Origin of the sequence: Mycolicibacterium arseniciresistens (assembly GCF_030519285.1) — a bacterium.
In the GTDB taxonomy this organism is placed as follows: Bacteria; Actinomycetota; Actinomycetes; order Mycobacteriales; family Mycobacteriaceae; genus Mycobacterium; species Mycobacterium arseniciresistens.
On sequence record NZ_JAUMSQ010000085.1, the window covers coordinates 14,894 to 30,744 of the forward strand.

General features: G+C 69.4%; 17 protein-coding genes. 7 read left to right on the top strand and 10 right to left on the bottom strand.

Going from position 1 to position 15,851, the window contains the following annotated elements; genetic code table 11:
- Positions 1-80 precede the first annotated feature (80 nt).
- Positions 81-458, bottom strand: a complete 378-nt coding sequence (locus Q2100_RS13510) for a DUF732 domain-containing protein (RefSeq protein WP_407667620.1) — start codon at positions 456-458, stop codon at positions 81-83.
- Between the two features lie 118 nt (positions 459-576).
- Between Q2100_RS13510 and Q2100_RS13515 the strand changes: the two genes are divergently transcribed.
- Entirely contained in the window at positions 577-1,407 is an 831-nt protein-coding gene (locus tag Q2100_RS13515; RefSeq protein WP_264016258.1) for an SDR family NAD(P)-dependent oxidoreductase, read from the top strand.
- A 25-nt stretch (positions 1,408-1,432) separates the two neighbouring features.
- Here Q2100_RS13515 and Q2100_RS13520 read toward each other — a convergent pair whose 3' ends face one another.
- The gene (locus Q2100_RS13520) at positions 1,433-2,260 is read right to left on the bottom strand and encodes a glycine betaine ABC transporter substrate-binding protein (RefSeq protein ID WP_302914479.1); all 828 of its coding nucleotides are present in this window, start codon (positions 2,258-2,260) and stop codon (positions 1,433-1,435) included.
- A gap of 7 nt (positions 2,261-2,267) precedes the next feature.
- Positions 2,268-3,470 (bottom strand): NAD(P)-dependent malic enzyme, encoded by a 1,203-nt coding sequence (locus tag Q2100_RS13525; protein ID WP_264016260.1) that lies wholly within the window; start codon positions 3,468-3,470, stop codon positions 2,268-2,270.
- A gap of 146 nt (positions 3,471-3,616) precedes the next feature.
- On the opposite strand from Q2100_RS13525, the gene corA reads away from it, so the two are divergent.
- Positions 3,617-4,723 carry a magnesium/cobalt transporter CorA gene (gene corA / locus Q2100_RS13530; protein WP_302914480.1) on the top strand — a complete coding sequence of 369 codons (1,107 nt, stop codon included), beginning with the start codon at positions 3,617-3,619 and terminating at the stop codon, positions 4,721-4,723.
- Here corA and Q2100_RS13535 read toward each other — a convergent pair.
- The 6 genes from Q2100_RS13535 to Q2100_RS13560 form a co-directional block, all read right to left on the bottom strand.
- Complete coding sequence (locus tag Q2100_RS13535; RefSeq protein WP_302914481.1) at positions 4,720-5,325, bottom strand: suppressor of fused domain protein; 606 nt, start codon at positions 5,323-5,325, stop codon at positions 4,720-4,722. The two genes, corA and Q2100_RS13535, sit on opposite strands and share 4 nt — an antisense overlap.
- On the bottom strand, positions 5,322-6,686 hold the full coding sequence (locus tag Q2100_RS13540) for an ABC transporter ATP-binding protein (protein WP_302914482.1): 1,365 nt from the start codon (positions 6,684-6,686) through the stop codon (positions 5,322-5,324). Before Q2100_RS13540 ends, Q2100_RS13535 begins: the two co-directional genes overlap by 4 nt.
- Positions 6,687-6,689: 3 nt before the next feature.
- Entirely contained in the window at positions 6,690-7,514 is an 825-nt protein-coding gene (locus tag Q2100_RS13545) for a carbohydrate ABC transporter permease (protein WP_302914492.1), read from the bottom strand.
- Positions 7,515-7,527: 13 nt separating this feature from the next.
- Positions 7,528-8,442 carry a carbohydrate ABC transporter permease gene (locus Q2100_RS13550; RefSeq protein WP_302914483.1) on the bottom strand — a complete coding sequence of 305 codons (915 nt, stop codon included), beginning with the start codon at positions 8,440-8,442 and terminating at the stop codon, positions 7,528-7,530.
- On the bottom strand, positions 8,439-9,836 hold the full coding sequence (locus Q2100_RS13555; protein WP_302914493.1) for an ABC transporter substrate-binding protein: 1,398 nt from the start codon (positions 9,834-9,836) through the stop codon (positions 8,439-8,441). The genes Q2100_RS13550 and Q2100_RS13555 overlap by 4 nt, the downstream gene beginning before the upstream one ends.
- Positions 9,837-10,014: 178 nt before the next feature.
- Entirely contained in the window at positions 10,015-10,542 is a 528-nt protein-coding gene (locus tag Q2100_RS13560) for a YflT domain-containing protein (protein ID WP_264016264.1), read from the bottom strand.
- Between the two features lie 131 nt (positions 10,543-10,673).
- Between Q2100_RS13560 and Q2100_RS13565 the strand changes: the two genes are divergently transcribed.
- Positions 10,674-11,453, top strand: coding sequence for a DUF4190 domain-containing protein (locus tag Q2100_RS13565; RefSeq protein WP_302914484.1), 780 nt, complete (start codon positions 10,674-10,676; stop codon positions 11,451-11,453).
- A complete protein-coding gene (locus Q2100_RS13570; protein WP_302914485.1) occupies positions 11,450-11,887 on the top strand; it encodes a DUF4190 domain-containing protein in 438 nt (145 codons plus the stop codon). Before Q2100_RS13565 ends, Q2100_RS13570 begins: the two co-directional genes overlap by 4 nt.
- Here the strand turns inward: Q2100_RS13570 and Q2100_RS13575 are convergent.
- Positions 11,862-12,863, bottom strand: coding sequence for an HpcH/HpaI aldolase/citrate lyase family protein (locus Q2100_RS13575; RefSeq protein ID WP_302914486.1), 1,002 nt, complete (start codon positions 12,861-12,863; stop codon positions 11,862-11,864). The genes Q2100_RS13570 and Q2100_RS13575 overlap by 26 nt on opposite strands.
- Before the next feature lie 25 nt (positions 12,864-12,888).
- Between Q2100_RS13575 and Q2100_RS13580 the strand changes: the two genes are divergently transcribed.
- The 3 genes from Q2100_RS13580 to Q2100_RS13590 all read left to right on the top strand — a co-directional run.
- Complete coding sequence (locus Q2100_RS13580; protein ID WP_302914487.1) at positions 12,889-14,184, top strand: magnesium transporter MgtE N-terminal domain-containing protein; 1,296 nt, start codon at positions 12,889-12,891, stop codon at positions 14,182-14,184.
- Positions 14,181-14,726, top strand: coding sequence for a DUF1003 domain-containing protein (locus Q2100_RS13585; protein WP_302914488.1), 546 nt, complete (start codon positions 14,181-14,183; stop codon positions 14,724-14,726). Before Q2100_RS13580 ends, Q2100_RS13585 begins: the two co-directional genes overlap by 4 nt.
- A gap of 89 nt (positions 14,727-14,815) precedes the next feature.
- A partial coding sequence (locus tag Q2100_RS13590) for a lytic transglycosylase domain-containing protein (RefSeq protein WP_302914489.1) occupies positions 14,816-15,851 on the top strand: 1,036 nt, incomplete at its 3' end.

Consider the following 15,851-nt stretch of genomic DNA (forward strand, 5'->3'; position numbering starts at 1 on the left):
CCCCGTTCACCAGATAGCAGTCAGGGTCGTGATCCTCCGCGGATCACGACCCTGACTTCTCGTTCGGGACCTGTCGGGCCTCAGAAGCCCAGCATCGGCATCGGGAACGGCGTCTGGCCGTTGGCCAGCGAAGCCATCGCACCGGGACAGAACGCCGAGATGGCCAGGCCGGTGAACATGGTGGCCGGGCCCAGCGGACGGCCGAGCGCCTCGGACACCTCGCCGGCGACGTTGGCCGCGTTCTGACCGGGATCGACGAGCATCGGGCAGATCTGCTGTCCGACCTGTGTCGCGGTCGCCGGGTCGATGCCCGAGAGCCCCGGGCCGCCGAGGCTGTCGAGAAACACATCGGTGGCCGGGTCGGCCTGGGCCGGAGCCGCCCCGACCGACAGGGCGGCGCCGAACAGGCCCGCGGTCACGGCGAGCGCGGCGGCCGCCACGCGATGGGTGCGCTTGATTCGCTGCATGACTTGGCATCGCCGTCGGCGGCGGCGCCGTTACGCATCGCCCCCGCGGCGGTGGTACCGCGGGTACCGACTAACCTCGTCCCGAGGCAACGACAAGAGGAGTGCACACATGGACGGCTTCGCCGGGAAGGTCGCCGTGGTGACCGGAGCTGGATCGGGCATCGGCCAGGCGCTGGCCATCGAACTGGCCCGCTCCGGCGCCAAGCTGGCGATCAGCGACGTCGACACCGAGGGACTGGCGGCCACCGAGGAGCGGCTGAAGGCCATCGGGGCGCCGGTGAAGGCCGACCGCCTGAACGTCACCGAGCGCGAGGCGTTCCACCTCTACGCCGACGAGGTCAAGAACCACTTCGGCAAGGTCAACCAGATCTACAACAACGCCGGGATCGCGTTCACCGGCGACGTCGAGATCAGCCAGTACAAGGACATCGAGCGGGTGATGGACGTCGACTTCTGGGGCGTCGTCAACGGCACCAAGGCGTTCCTGCCGCACCTCATCGAGTCCGGCGACGGCCACGTGATCAACGTGTCGAGCGTGTTCGGGCTGTTCTCCGTGCCCGGCCAGGCCGCCTACAACGCGGCCAAGTTCGCCGTGCGCGGATTCACCGAGGCGCTGCGGCAGGAGATGATCCTGGCTCAGCATCCGGTCAAGGTGACGACCGTGCACCCCGGCGGCATCAAGACCGCGATCGCGCGCAACGCCACCGCGGCCGAAGGACTCGACGCCGAGCAGCTGGCCAACGTGTTCGACAAGAAGCTGGCGTCCATGTCGCCGCGCCGCGCCGCCGTGGTCATCCTCGACGGCGTGCGCAAGAACAAGGCCCGCGTCCTCATCGGCAACGACGCCAAGGTGCTCGATGCACTCGTGCGCATCACCGGACCGCACTATCAGCGGCTGTTCGCGGCGTTCACGTCGCGGATGATGCCACCGCCGAAGTAACGCACGCCCGGCTCGCGCAGGAACGTCAGTCGCGCAGCGGGTGGGCGGACAGCCAGTCGTCGGCGACCCGCGCCGGGTCGGCCCCGTCGTCCACCGCCTGCTGCATCTCCGCGATTGCCGCGGTGTCGAGCACTCCGGCGACCTCGTTGAGCGCCAGCACCTGTGACTCGTCGAGTTCGTTGCGCCGGTACAGCGGCACCACGTTCTCGGCACGGATCAGCGCCGAGCGGTCCGCCAGCACCACGACGTCGTCCGGGATCGCAGGCGCGGCCGTGGTGGTCCACACGGCGTTCACCCGGCCGGCCCGCAGCGCGGCCCACAGTGCGGACTCGTCGGGGAATTCGCGCGGCGCGGGCAGCCGGCAGGTGCCGACGACCGACGGTGTCTGCACCCCGGCCACCTTTCCCGGGCGGACCTCGGCGCAGCGGCCGGTCAACGCCGACAGCCGTTCGCCGCGCGCCTCCGCGGTGGCTTCGGTGACGGCGAGCGCCGGCCGGTCCTGCGCCGACATCGCGTAGTCGCCTGCGGCGATTCCCTCGGGCAGCGCCGCCAGCAGCTCGCGGTACACCTGTTCGCCCGCCCGGGCGGTGGCCCCTGGCTCGAAGCGCTGCAGCAGCCGGCCGGTCAGCCCGGGCACCACCCGAACGTCGCCGGCGTCGAGCGCGGTCAGCGGGTCGTCCGACGGCAGCACCACGGTGGCCGTGCCGTAGTTGCGCAGCGCCGCCGCATACAGGTGCGCGATCACCACCGACTCGGTGTCGGTGTGGGCGCCGATGGTCACCAGTGGCGGGGCGGGCGGACCGCCGCAGCCGCTGAGCACGAGTGCGACGAGCGCCAACGCCAGCCGGCGCATCGTCGGCTCAGACCTGCGACGCCGCGGCCACCGCTTCGGCCACCGCGGGTCCGACCCGGGGGTCGAGCGCGCTCGGGACGATGTGGTCGACGGCCAGGTCGTCGCCGACCACGGAGAAGATGGCCTCGGCCGCGGCGACCTTCATCTTCTCGGTGATGCGGCGGGCGCCGGCGTCGAGCGCACCGCGGAACACCCCGGGGAACGCCAGCACGTTGTTGATCTGGTTCGGGAAGTCGCTGCGCCCGGTGGCCACCACCGCCGCGTGCCTGCGGGCGGCGTCGGGGTGGATCTCCGGATCCGGATTCGACAGGGCGAACACGATGCCCTTGGGCGCCATGGTGGCGATGATCTCCTCGGGCACCACGCCCGCGGACAGGCCGAGGAACATGTCGGCCCCGTTGACGGCCTCGGCGATGCCGCCGGTCAGGTTCCGCGGATTGGTGCTCGCGGCGAGTTCGGCCTTGAACGTGTTGAGGTCCTCGCGCCCGCTGTGCACGATGCCCTTGGAGTCCAGCACGACGATGTCGCGGATGCCCGCGGCGATCAGGATGTTCGCGCAGGCCACCCCCGCGGCGCCGGCGCCGGAGATGACCACCTTGAGGGCGTGCATGTCGCGGCCGAGCACCTCGACCGCACCGAAGAGCGCACCCAGCACCACGATGGCGGTGCCGTGCTGGTCGTCGTGCATCACCGGGCAGTCCAGCGCCTCGATCACCCGGCGCTCGATCTCGAAGCAGCGTGGGGCGGAGATGTCCTCGAGGTTGACCGCACCGAATGTCGGGCGCAGCCGGATCAGGGTCTCGACGATCTCGTCGGGATCCTTGGTGTCGAGCACGATCGGGATCGAGTCGAGCCCACCGAACGTCTTGAACAGCGCGCTCTTGCCCTCCATCACCGGAAGCGACGCGGCGGGGCCGATGTCGCCGAGGCCGAGCACCGCGCTGCCGTCGCTGACGACGGCGACCAGCCGGCTGGCCCAGGTGTACTTCGCGGCCAGGGTGTGGTCGGCGGCGATCGCCCGGCTCACCTGAGCCACCCCCGGGGTGTAGGCGATCGACAACGCGCGCTGGGTGTCCAGCGGCGAATTCATGCCTACCGAGAGCTTCCCGCCTTCGTGCGCCGCGAAGATCTCGGCGTCATCGATGACGACCTGGGGGGTGCGCGCCTGCGACTCGCTCTCGGGCGAGGAGGTCACGATGCTTTCCGACACTGCGCAAGGGTATCGGACCGCGAATTCTCACAGTGCCCCATTCCCCCCGCGTGAGTACCCGCGGCGCGCAGGTGGCCCCCAGCTCCGGCGCGTAGCATCTGTACGGCCCGAACAGGGGTTTCGATCGTGTCGCAGGAGGTGGGCCCATGCCGTCGTTCCGCGCCCTGCCACCGTCGATGGTGCGGACCTCCACCCGCAACAGGTCGATGGGTCCCGACGCCTCCAGCATCCACGTCCCCGTCGCACGGGCGATGGTGGACTGCGGCGTGTACTGCGAGGGCAGGCGGCTGCCGGGCAAGTTCACCCACGCCGCGGCACTCGCCCGGGTGCGCGAGCTCGAGGCCGACGGCCGTCCGGCGTTCGTGTGGATCGGGCTGCACGAGCCCGACGAGCACCAGATGCAGGCCGTCGCCGAGGTTTTCGGCCTGCACGAACTGGCCGTCGAGGACGCGGTGCACGCCCACCAGCGACCGAAGCTGGAGCGCTACGACGACACCCTGTTCCTGGTGCTGAAGACCATCAACTACGTCGAGCACTCGTCGATCGACAACGCCCGGGAGATCGTCGAGACCGGCGAGATCATGGTGTTCGTCGGCGCGGACTTCGTGGTGACGGTCCGCCACGGCGACTTCAGCGGGCTGGCCGGGGTGCGCAAGCGGATGGACGCCAACCCCACCAACTGCGCGCTGGGTCCCTATGCGGTGATGCACGCGATCGCCGACCACGTGGTCGACGGCTACCTCGACGTCACCGATCTCGTGGAGACCGACATCGACGCGATGGAGGAGAACATCTTCTCCCCCGCCAGCACCACCGACATCGAGCACATCTACCTGCTCAAGCGCGAAGTGGTCGAGATGCGCCGGGCGGTCACCCCGCTGACCCTGGCGTTGCAGCGCATCGGCGCCGATCACAACGACCTCATCTCCAAGGAGGTCCGGCGCTACATGCGCGACGTGCTCGACCACAACACCCAGGCCGCCGACCGGATCGCCAGCTACGACGAGGTGCTCAGCTCGCTGGTGCAGGCGGCCGTCGGCAAGATCTCGATGCAGCAGAACACCGACATGCGCAAGATCTCGGCGTACGTGGCGATCGCCGCGGTGCCGACCGCGATGGCGGGCATCTACGGGATGAACTTCGACAACATGCCCGAGCTGCGGTGGACCTACGGGTACCCCGCGGTGCTGCTGGTGATGTTCGCGGTGTGCTTCATGCTGTACCGCACGTTCCGCCGCAACCACTGGCTCTAATTCGGCCGCGCCGCAGGCCTGTCCGGGTCGAGGACGTCCACTCCGTCGGCCGTCCAGGCCTCCCGCATCGCGTCGGCGCCCTTCAGACGCACCCACGCCGCTTCGGTGGGAGTGATCGGCGTCGCGGTCAGCACGGTGACCGGGGCGATCGGCCCCGGCAGCGCGATCTCGCCGATGTCGCTGTCGCTCAACAGGAATGCGGTGAACGGGGCGCGGTCGAACAACGGTTCGCCGAGGTCGACGAGTGCGCCGGGCTCGAGCACCAGCCCCTCGACAGCGGGCGCGGCGGCCAGCACCGCCACCGAACGAGCCAGGCCCTTCGGGGTGGCGCCGCGCAGTGCGACGGTCACCTCGGCGCGCGGGCCGTGGATGGCGTCGGTCACCAGTTCGGTCGGATCGAACATCGGGTGCCGCGAACAGCCAAGGGAGACGAAGTGATTGACGCCTTCCATGCCCGGCCGGCCGGCCGGCCCGAAGCGCAGGACGTCGATGCGTTCGGTGCCGAGGAAGGTGATGCTGGCGGCGGCGGGGTCCGCGACGATCCCGGCCCGGGCGAAGTGCTCACCCAGCCGGGCGCGCACCTCGGCCAGGACGTCGGTCACTCGGCAGGCGGTTTGGTCGGCTGGTCGGCGTCGGACTTCTTTGCGGCGTCGGCGGGCGCCTCGTCGGCAGTCGCGTCCGAGGCGGGCGCTTCGGCAGGCTTCTCGGCGGCAGGCTTCTCAGCCGCAGGCTTCTCGGCGGCAGGCTTCTCGGCGGCGGGTGTCACCGCGGCAGAGGCCGGTTCGGCGCTCTCCCCCGCAGGCGGGATGGTGAGGTTGGCGCCGGTGTCCGCGTCGAAGATGACCAGCTTCGAGGTGTCGAACGCCAACTGCACCGTCCGCCCCGGCGCCACGCTGGACTCGGTGGAAACCCTTGCCACGAACTCGTTCTCGCCCGCACCGGACTCTGCGGCCAGCTCCTGCAGCTGCGCCGACCGGGCGCCTTCGCCCTCGATCTTGAAGTGCACGTACTTGTCGGCGCCGAGCGATTCGACGATGTCGGCCTCGACGTCGAAGGTCAGCGCGCGGATGCGGGCGTAGCCGTCCAGCAGGGCGGCGTCCTCGATGTGTTCGGGGCGGATGCCCACGATGATGTTGGCGGGCCTGCGGTGTCGGCCGAGCATGTCGTGCACGTGCTGGGTCAGGGTGATGTCGCCGAACGGCAACCGCACCCCGACGTCGGTCAGCGTCGCCGGGAAGAAGTTCATCGCCGGCGAGCCGATGAACCCCGCGACGAACAGGTTGGCGGGCCTGTTGTAGAGCTCCTCGGGCGTGCCGATCTGCTGGGCCACGCCCGCGAGCATCACCACCACCCGGTCACCCAGGGTCATCGCCTCGGTCTGGTCGTGCGTGACGTAGACCGTGGTGGTGCCCAGCCGGCTCTGCAGCCGCGAGATCTCCGAGCGCATCTGCACGCGCAGTTTGGCGTCGAGGTTGCTCAGCGGCTCGTCCATCAGGAATGCCTTGGGGTCGCGCACGATCGCGCGACCCATCGCCACCCGCTGGCGTTGCCCGCCCGACAGCTGACCCGGCTTGCGGTCCAGCAGTTCGGTGAGGTCCAGGATCTTGGCGGTCTCGGCGACCTTCGAGGCGATCTCGTCCTTCTTCACCTTCGCCAGGGTCAGCGGAAAGGCGATGTTCTGCCGCACCGTCATGTGCGGGTACAGCGCATAGGACTGGAACACCATCGCGATGTCGCGGTCCTTGGGCGCCTTCTCGTTGACCCGCTCGCCGCCGATACGCAGCTCACCCGACGAGATGTCCTCCAGCCCGGCGATCATGTTGAGCGTGGTGGACTTTCCGCACCCGGACGGACCGACCAGGATGATGAACTCGCCGTCGGCGATGGAGATCGACAGGTCCTTGACCGCCGTCGCGCCGTTCGGGTAACTCTTCGTCACCCCGTCCAACACTATTTCGGCCATCGACTACCCCTTCACCGCACCGGACGTCAGGCCAGCGACGATCCGCCGCTGGAAGATGAGAACAAAGATAATGATCGGGATGGTGATCACCATCGCCCCCGCCGCGATCGACCCGGTGGGCTCCTCGAACTGCGAGCTGCCGGTGAAGTTGGCGATGGCCACCGGCGCGGTGATCGCCCGCTGGGTGGCGGTCAGCGACAACGCGAGCAGCAGGTCGTTCCAGGCGAAGATGAACACCAGTATCGCGGCGGTGACGATGCCCGGCGCCGCCAGGGGCGCAATCACCTTGCGGAACGCCTGCGCGGGGGTGGCGCCGTCCATCTTCGCCGCCTTCTCGAGGTCCCAGGGGATCTCCCGGAAGAACGCCGACAGCGTGTAGATCGCCAGCGGCAGCGCGAAGGTGATGTAGGGGATGATCAGTCCGGGCCACGTGTCGAACAAGCCGATGCGGCGTTCGATGTTGAACAGCGGGGTCACCAGCGAGATCTGAGGGAACATCGCGATCAGCAGCGCGACGCCGACGAGCAGCTTCTTGCCCGGGAACGCCAGGCGCGCCACGGCATAGGCCGCCATGCCTCCGACGAGCACCGCGATGGCCGTGGTGATCAGGCCGATGCCGATCGAGTTGATCAGTGCCGAGGAGAACGCGTCGCCGGAGAAGATGCCCTTGTAGTTCTCGAAGGTGACCTCAGACGGGATCAGTTTGCCGTCTTTGACGGTCGACGTCGGCTTCAATGACAGGCTCAAGATCCACAACACCGGCACCAGGGCGTAGATCACCACGAGGACGTTCGCGACAGCCCACCCGGCGCCCCGTCCGGCACCCACCCGCTCGGCCACGTCAGCGCCTCTCCTCGTCGGATCCGGGCGCGGACGCCCCGAAGAGCTTGATGTAGATGAACGCGATCAGCGCGACGCACAGGAAGATCAGCACACTGATCGCCGAACCGAGCCCGATGTTGAACGCCTTGAACAGATTGTCGTAGCCGAGGATCGACACCGAACCGGTGTTGTTGGCGCCCTGGGTCAGCACGTAGATGTTGTCGAAGATCCGGAACGCATCGAGCGTGCGGAACAGCAGGGCCACCAGGATCGCCGGTTTGATCAGCGGCAGAATCACTTTGAGCAACCGCTTCCAGGCGCCCGCACCGTCCATCTGCGCGGCGTTGAGCAGATCCTGAGGCACCAGCGCCAACCCGGCCAGCAGCAGCAGGGCCATGAACGGCGTGGTCTTCCACACCTCGGCGAGCACCACGATCGCCAGAGAGGGCAGTTGTTCGGTCAGCGGCGCGCTGCCCTCCGGCAACAGGTTCGCCAGATAGCCGGTGCCAGGCGTCCATGCGTAGTACCAGCTGTAGGACGCCGCGACGGTGACGATGCCGTACGGGACGAGGACCGCCGTGCGCACCACGCCCTTGCCGAAGATGGTGCGGTGCATGACCAGGGCGAGCGCCATCCCGAGTACGAACTCGATCGCCACCGACACCACGGTGATCGCCAGGGTCACCAGCAGCGCCGTCCACCAGTAACCGTCGGTGAGCACGGTGACGTAGTTGTCGATGCCGACGAACTCGGTGTCGTCGGGGGTGGCGAGGTTGTAGCGCTGCAGGCTCAGCCACACCGCGTAGCCGATCGGGTAGGCGGTCACGGCGAGCATCAGGATCACCGCGGGAGCGATCAGCAGGAAGGCGAGCCGACGCTCCGACTTCGTGTCGTCGGTGTCGGCTGTCGCCACGGAATCCACTCCGGCCGTCACGGGATGAGCCCCTTCCCGTCGATGGCCTTCTGGACCTGTTCGGCGAGTTCGTCGGCGGTGCGTTCCGGATCGATCTCGGTGATCGGCGCCAGAGTGACCGAGATCCGGGTGGACACCGCCTGGTACTGCGGGCTCGCCGGCCGGACCGCGGCGTCGATGAGCTGTTGGCGGATGATCTCGTACTGCGGGTAGCGGGCCTGGAACGCCGGGTCGTCGTACAGCGAGGCGCGGACCGCGGGGAGCCCGCCCTCGACCGACGTGTAACGCTGGTTCTCCGGGCTGCGCAGGCAGCGGACCACTTCGAACGCCTCGGCCTTGTGCTGGCTGGTCTTGGCGACGGCGAGATTCAGCCCGCCGAGGGTCACCTTCGCGGGCCTACTCGGGTCGACCCTCGGGAAGGGCGCGAACCCGAACACCTCGCGGCTGGCGTCATAAGCGGTGCGGAATTGTTCGTCGCTGGGCGAGAACGTCCCTTCGTCGTTGATGGCGCTCGTCAGGTCCGGTCGCTTGTTCAGCGGCAGGAAGCCGACGCCACCCTTGACCGCGTTCTCCAACATCGACGGAAGCACGAAGGGCCAGTTCACCTCCAGTGCGGCTTTGCCTTGCTCGAGCGCCAGTCGGGCGGTGCTCTCGTCGGTCTGGGTGATCGACGGATCGGCCCCCGGTGCTGTGGCAACCGACTTGATGGTCTGCAACGCCTTGACGGTCGCGGCTCGGTGCTCCGGCGTGTCGGTGAGCGTGACCGTCTTGCCGTCGTCGGAAAGCACCTGTCCGCCCGCGCTTTCCAACAGCGTGTTGAACCACACCACCAGGCCTTCGTACTGCTTGCCCTGCACGGCAATCCAGCTCGGCTGACCGGCCGCCTTCAGCCGGCCCGCCTCCGCCACCATCGCGTCCCACGTTGCCGGTGGCTCGGGCATGAGATCGGCGCGATACCAGAGCACCTGGGTGTTCGTGGTGACCGGCGACGCGTACAGCTTGTCCTCCCACGTCGCCGTCTCGAGGGGGCCGGGCAGCGTGTCGGTGGTGGCATCGGTCTCCGCCATCCCGGCGGGATCATCGGCGAGTGGGACGATCCAGCCGGCCTCGGCGAACTCGGGCGTCCACACCACGTCCATGGCCATCATGTCGAGCGTCTTGTCGTTGCCCGTCAACCGCCGGGCCAGTTGCAGCCGCTGCTCGTCAGCGCTCTTCGGCAAACTGATCTGCCGGATCGAGAAGCCGTTGTCCAGCTGCTCCTCGCACCGCTTGGCCAGCGCCGAGAACGTCGCGAGCTCGTTAGCCGAGGTGTAGAGATTGATGACGTTGCCGCCGCCGTCCGATCCACACGCCGACACCACCGACGCCGTCGACAGCGCGGCGACTGCTGCAGCACATAGCCGCCGAGCGCGCACCACCGGCTCTCCCGTCCACATCCGATGTCGCCGCCGAGGCGGCTCCGGTGCGGGAACCTCCCGCGCGCAAACCGTAGAGCGAGTCGCGCGTGATGTGCAACACTTTCGGCGCGTGCCGGGATATCGACGGGTAATCGTGACCTGCGCCGCCCCCTCGCGGACGGCTCCGGGACCGGCGTCAGATGGTCAAGCGGGCCAACAAATCCCGACCCCGCTCGGCGCCCTGCGGATCACACAGAACGTCGTAGCGTCCGGCCACGAGCTGCATCGTCGAGCTGAAATCCCTTGTGCCGCGAGCCATCGCGTAAGGGATGGCCGACGTGATCAGGCCGAAGAACACGCCGGCGATCAGACCTGTGAGCAGCGCGCTCAAGGGGCTCGGGCTGAAGAAGCCGAGGATCAGACCGATGAACAGGCCCAGCCAGGCGCCGGAGAGCACGCCGCCGCCGAGAACCTTCGGCCAGCTGAGCCGGCCGGTGACACGCTCCACCTGCATGAGGTCGACCCCGACGATGGTCACCTGCTGCACCGGGAACGACTGGTCGGACAGATAGTCGACGGCCCGCTGCGCCTCGGCGTAGGTGGGGTACGAACCGATCGGCCAGCCCTTCGGAGGGGTGGGCAGCGCGGCCGGCCCGCCGCGCACCGGCGAAGGATTGGCAGGCGTCGCGCCGGGTGTCTGACCGGCTGAAAATGGGCTCGTCATCGGTGGTCATTCTCCTCCATGAAGGCCTCCGTCGCAGCCTTCTCACAACGGTTCAACGCCCCGGCGGCCGACTTGGTGCCCGCCGTGCACATGATCACGAACGGAGGTCGTGTTGCGCTAGGTTGAATCCCATGACCAATCCGGACGGGAACGCAGGCGAGACGTCACCATCCGGGTCCGCCGAGCCGGCTTCGAGCGGCTACGAGGCGCCCGGGACCAGCGGTTACGAGGCGCCGCCGATCGAGCAGTCCCCGCAGGCCGACGTGGCGCCGTCCTCGACCGAGCCCACCGACCTGCCGCCGGCGTACGCCGCTCCTCCGAGCTATCCGCCGCCGGGCTTCTCGCCTCCGGACCAGCCGCCGCCGGCCTATCCGGGTTCCTCCTACCCGCCGCCCTCCTACCCGGATCCGTCGTACCAGGGTCAGGGCGGCTACCCGCCCCCGCCGTACGGGGCCGGCGGCTACTCCACGCCCGGTGGCGGTTTCAGTGGGCCTGGCGAATACCCGCCGCCCGCGGGTTATCCCGCGCCCGGCGGCTACGCCCCGCCGGGGGGCTACCCGCCGCCCGCCGGTTATCCGGCTCAGCCCGGGTATCCGGCGCAGCCCGGCTACCCCCCGCCCGCCGGCTATGGCGCGCCAACCGGCTACCCCGGCGGCGACTACTACGGCGGCTACGGCGCCCCTGCGGGCAAGACGAACGGGTTGGCCATCGGCTCGCTGGTGGCCTCGGCAGTCGGGTTGCTCTGCTTCGTCGGGTCGATCATCGGCATCGTGCTCGGCATCGTCGCGCTGAACCAGACCAAGCAGAACCAGGAAGGCGGCCAGGGGCTTGCCATCGCGGGCATCGCGGTCGGCGGCGTCACGCTGTTCCTGAGTCTGATCGTCTGGGGCGCGATGATGAGTTCGGCGTGACCGGCGACCCGGAACCCTATTCGCGCGGCGTCGAGTACCCGTCGCTGGAGAACTCCCCGCCGCCACCGGACGCGCACCGGGCCGGCACGCCGAACCATCAGCCGCCGTATCCCGGCTATCCCGGCTATCCCGGCTATCCGGGCTACGGCGCGTATCCCCCGCCCGGCGGGTACGGCCCTCCACGGGGCACGAACACCAACGCGATCATCGCTTTGATCGCGTCGGCGGTGGGCCTCGTGCTGTGCGGCGTACCGGCGATCGTCGGAGTGGTCCTCGGCGTCATCGCGATGCGCGACACCCGCCGCACCGGCCAGGACGGCCACGGACTGGCGCTGACGGCCGTCATCCTCGGCGCCCTGGTTCTCGCGTTCTACGCGATCTACGTCATCGTCGTCGCGGGCCTGGTGATCATGAGCCCGCAGTGGGCGCCGTAGCGCTTCCGGCCTGAGCGGGCGGCTCGAACCGCGCGCCGGTGCGGGTCATCCCGGCGGCACGGCCCTTCGCGGCGACCACCAGCGCCATCTTCCGGCTCGCCTCGTCGAGCATCTCCTCGCCGAGCATCACCGCACCGCGGGCGCCGCCGGCGCGCGACGTGTGCCACTCGTAGGCCTCGAGGATCAGCTCGGCGTGGTCGTAGTCGGCCTGCCGCGGGCTGAAGATCTCGTTGCCCGCCGCGATCTGATCGGGGTGCAGCACCCACTTGCCGTCAAAGCCCAGTGCCGCCGACCGGCCGGCCACCCGGCGGAACGCGTCGACGTCGCGCACCTTGAGGAACGGGCCGTCGATCGCCGCGACCCCGTGCGTGCGCGCGGCGATCAGGATGCGCATCAGCACATGGTGATACGCGTCGCCCACGTCGTAGCCTTCGGGCTGCTCGCCGACCACCAGCGTGCGCATGTTGAGGCTCGCCATCATGTCGGCGGGCCCGAGCACCAGCGCCTGCACCCGCGGCCCCGCGGCGATCGCGTCGATGTTGGTCAGTCCCTGGGCGTTCTCGATCTGCGGCTCGACGCCGATACCGCCGATGTCGAGTCCGTGCAAGGTCTCCAGTTGGGTCAGCAGCAGGTCGAGCGCGTGGACGTGGGACACGTCGGTGACCTTCGGCAGCACGATGAGATCGAGCGTCGCGCCGGCTTCGGCGACAGCGGTCACCACCTCGATCACGTCGGCATGGGTCCACGGCGTGGTCCAGTCGTTCACCCGGACACCGCGCAGCTGACCGGACCATCCCGGCTCTGCCAGGGCGGCCGCCACCTGCCGCCGGGCGTCGGCTTTGGCGTCCGCGGCCACGGCGTCCTCCAGGTCGAGGAACACCTCGTCGGCGGGCAGCCCCTTGGCTTTGTCGATCATCTTGGCGCTGCTGCCGGGAACGGACAGGCAGGTTCGGCGGGGTCGATATGCGTTGTGCACGGGTCCACTCTTTACCCTTTGAGGCATGGCGTCAGTGAGCAGGGTCTACGCGGCACGGCTGGCGGGCATGGCCGTGCTCGGTCCCGACGGCGAGTCCATCGGCCGGGTGCGCGACGTCGTGATCAGCATCAGCATCGTCCGGCATCAGCCCCGCGTACTGGGCCTGGTCGTCGAATTGCTCACCCGCAGAAGGATTTTCGTCCCGATCCTGCGGGTGACGGCGATCGAGCCGAGCGCGGCGACGCTGAACACGGGGAACGTGTCGTTGCGGAAGTTCTCGCAGCGCCCGGGCGAGGTGCTGGTTCTCGGACAGGTGCTCGAGACCCGGGTTCGCGTCGACGATCCCGACCTGCCCCAACTCGCCGGAATCGACGTCGTGGTGGTCGATCTGGGCATCGAGCAGACCAGGACCAGGGACTGGAAGGTGACCCGCGTCGCGGTGCGCCCGCAACGAAGGCTCGGCAGGCGCAGCAACATCCACATCGTCGACTGGCAGAACGTGCACGGGTTGACGCCGTCCGGGCTGGCCATGCCCGACCAGGGGGTGGCGTCGCTGCTCGAGCAGTTCGAGGGCCAGCGGCCCATCGAGGTGGCCGACGCGATCCGCGAGCTGCCCGCCAAGCGGCGCTACGAACTCGTCGCGGCGCTCGACGACGAACGTCTGGCCGACGTGCTGCAGGAGCTGCCCGAGGACGACCAGGCCGACGTGCTCAACCACCTGAAGACCGACCGCGCCGCCGACGTGCTCGAGGCGATGGATCCCGACGATGCAGCCGATCTGCTCGGCACCATGACGCCTGCCGACGCGGAGGCGCTGCTGCGCCGGATGGATCCCGAGGATTCCGAGGATGTGCGACGCCTGCTCAGCCACTCACCCGACACCGCAGGCGGTCTGATGACCTCCGAACCGGTGGTGCTGGCGCCCGACAACACCGTCGCCGAGGCCCTGGCCCGGGTGCGCGACCCCGACCTGACGCCCGCGGTGGCGTCACTGGCCTTCGTCGCCCGGCCGCCGACCGCCACCCCGACCGGCCACTACCTCGGCTGCGTGCATCTGCAGCGGCTGCTGCGGGAGCCGCCGGCCGCGCTCGTCAGCGGCATCCTCGACTCCGACCTGCCGAGCCTGGCCCCCGAGGACTCCCTCGCTGCGGTCACCCGCTACTTCGCCGCCTACAACCTGGTCTGCGGGCCGGTGGTCGACGAGGAGAACCATCTGGTCGGTGCGGTGTCGGTCGACGACGTGCTCGACCACCTGCTGCCCGACGACTGGCGCGAGCGTGCCGACGAACCGGAGCTCTCCGGCACCGAGGGAACCGCATGAGCGACTCGTCGGCGCGCGGCCGGCTGGACACCCCGCGGTCCTCGCGGCGGCGGTTCACCTTCAACTTCGACCGCGAAGTCGTGGGCCAGTACGGCGAGAAACTCGCCCGCTTCCTCGGCACCGGCCGCTATCTCGCCGTACAGACACTCATCGTGATCATCTGGATCGCGCTGAACCTCTTCGCGGTCGGCCTGCGGTGGGACCCTTACCCGTTCATCCTGCTCAACCTGGCGTTCTCGACCCAGGCTGCATACGCCGCGCCGCTGATCCTGCTGGCGCAGAACCGGCAGGAGAACCGCGACCGGGTTTCGCTCGAAGAGGACCGTCGCAGAGCCACCCAGACCAAGGCGGACACCGAGTACCTCGCCCGTGAGCTCGCAGCGCTGCGACTGGCCGTGGGCGAGGTGGCCACCCGTGATTACATGAGGCGCGAACTGGAGGAGATCCGCGAGATGATCGCCGCGCTCGAACCGGCCGGGGACGCCTCGGCCAAGGACACGAGGCCCGACGGGAGCGAACGGCGAGCGAAGCGGTCCAGTTAACGCCTCAGTGGACCAATGCGATAACACGCGTAACAAGAGATGGGTATGGTGACTTGGTTCACACGTCACCGCGGACCGAGGACGGTTGAGTGCGCATAGGGGGAGGGGCGGCCGTCGCGGCCGCGCGACGTCACGCAGGGCGGGCCTTGGGCTCGCCCGCGTTCGGTATCGCCGTGCTGGTACCGGTCATCCTCGTCGGCGCCGTCGGCGCCTCCGCACCCGACGCCACCCCGACGCGGGACTCGGCGGTCACTCCGCTGGCCGCCGTCGAGCCTTCTCCCCGAGACCGCGTGGGCCCCAACGTGATCGCGGTCAAGATGGCGCCGCGGGACTACCGGATCGCCGCCTCGACGGCGTCCGCCCCGCCGCCCGCCGCCGTCGTCAACGCGCCGGGCAGCCTCGGCATCCCGGCCATGGCGTTGAGCGCCTACCGCAATGCCGAACGCATGATGGCGAAGTCCTTCCCCGGCTGCGGCGTGAGCTGGAACCTGCTGGCGGGAATCGGACGGATCGAGTCGATGCACGCCAACGGCGGCGCCACCGACGCCCGCGGCACCGCACGGCAGCCGATCTACGGCCCGGCCCTCGACGGCACCCTGGCGGGCAACGAGGTCATCGTGCAGAGCCGGACGTCCGACCGGGTGGTCTACGCCCGCGCGATGGGCCCCATGCAGTTCCTGCCCGGCACGTGGGCCCGCTACAAGTCCGACGGCGACGGCGACGGCAAGGCCGAGGTGCAGAACCTCTTCGACGCCTCGCTGGGGGCCGCGCGCTACCTCTGCAGCGGCGGGCTGAACCTGCGCGACCAGTCCCAGGTGATGACGGCGATCCTGCGGTACAACAACTCCGTCGCCTACGCCCGCAACGTGCTCAGCTGGGCCGCCGGCTACGCGACCGGCGTGATGCCGGTGAACCTCCCGCCGATCACCGGAAGCGCACCCGAACTCGGACCGCTCGAAGCCGGTCACCTGGCCGCCTACCAGGGGCTCGGCCCCGGGATGCCGCGCGACGCCTCCGGCCTGCCCGCCGACGACCCGCTCGCACTGATGCCCCTGATGGGCCGCACCGGCGCCCCGCCGGGAGACGTCCCCGGCTTCGCGCCGGGCCAGTCGCTCGGACCGTTGC